Genomic DNA, 1,442 nt, shown 5'->3' with positions numbered 1-1,442 from the left:
AGTAAAGGAGCGTTATGTAAAAAACATTCTATACCTCAGATAGTGACTCTTAGCAGTTGGATTCGTAAATTTGTAGGTGATGACAAAAACGAGAATTCAATGAAAAAAGCAGAATCACCAAAGTCGGAATCCGAAGAAATCACTCGTCTTAAACGGGAGTTGAAAGAAGCGAAACTGGCTCTTTATCAGGAAAGAATGCGTGCTGATTCGTATGACACAATGATTGATGTAGCGGAAGAAATGTTTAAAATTCCGATTCGAAAAAAAGCTGGCACCAAACAGTAGTAAGACTGCGCAGGGAGAAGCCTTCCTATGGAGTGTCTTCTTTGTGCGAACTGTTTGGTGTTAGTCGCCAGTCTTATTATCAACATCATGAAGTTGATTTCGCAAAACTTGCATTTAAGGGATTTGTGATAGAATATATTCGTGAAGTCAGAGCCAAGGCGCCCCGTATAGGTTGCCAAAAACTCTTTGAGATGTGTAAGTCTTATTTTAAAGATAAGTTTACGATGGGCCGTGATGCCTTCTATAATTTATTGAGAGATAGCGGTTTTATGCTGCGTATAAAAAGGCGTAAGGCCCGTACTACCTATGCAGACCCGTATGCTCCCTTGTACCCTAATCTGATCAAGGGAGTGGTTCCAACGGCTGCTAATCAGGTGTGGGTCAGTGATATCACTTACATCTGGACATTGAATGGCTTTTGCTATTTATTCCTGATTACAGACCTTTATTCTCATCGGATAATGGGATGGACGCTCTCTTCTTCATTGAAATATAAGAATGCACAAGAAACGTTAGAACAAGCGATAAAGATGTCTGGAGGCCCTTTGGCTGGATTAATCCATCATTCGGACAGAGGCATCCAGTATACTTATTTCGCATATATGGATCTGTTGACCCAGTATGGTATACGGGTCAGCCGGACGGAACATGGGGATCCATTAGAGAATGCGGTAGCAGAACGTATTAATGGCATATTGAAACAGGAATGGTTATCCTTGTATACGTTTAAAAATGAAGATGATATACGAGCAGTCCTGCTCCCTGCCATAGAGTTCTACAATCACGAAAGGCCGCACGCCAGTAATAATTGGTTGACACCCGACCAGGCTTATAATCAAAAGGGAGTGCTGACAAAGAAATGGAAGAATTATTATCCTGCGCGAAAGGCTCAACCGCTTGCTTACATATAAATAGCAGCGCTCGTCGGGAGTGGTGCTCCACTCCCTTGCCGCTAAGGCGTTCCCAGAGCGATGAGTTTTTGGGTGGGTCATCTTTATTTACTAACTTTGCCCGTCTCTCACAAGCTGGTGGCTTATGTAAGGCCTTTATAGGAATAAACAAAAAGAGTGTAAACCTAATTTAGGTTTTAATCTTTGTTATGTAAATTGAGTTTAGTTATAATTGTTTAATCTGTAAACTGATTTCAGGAAAGGTCA

At 41.3% G+C, this 1,442-nt stretch carries 2 protein-coding genes; both read left to right on the top strand.

The window, feature by feature from the left end; translation table 11 throughout:
* Window positions 1-285, top strand: a 285-nt coding sequence (locus tag DWW90_RS17795) for a hypothetical protein (RefSeq protein ID WP_233547799.1), incomplete at its 5' end; no start/stop codon positions are given.
* Between the two features lie 5 nt (window positions 286-290).
* Complete coding sequence (locus DWW90_RS17790; protein ID WP_255418892.1) at window positions 291-1,196, top strand: IS3 family transposase; 906 nt, start codon at window positions 291-293, stop codon at window positions 1,194-1,196.
* Window positions 1,197-1,442 lie beyond the last annotated feature (246 nt).

The organism is Parabacteroides sp. AF17-28, assembly GCF_003479205.1.
Classification (GTDB): Bacteria; Bacteroidota; Bacteroidia; order Bacteroidales; family Tannerellaceae; genus Parabacteroides; species Parabacteroides acidifaciens.
Note: the sequence above shows the minus strand (reverse complement) of the source record. Positions and strands in the feature narration are given on the sequence as shown.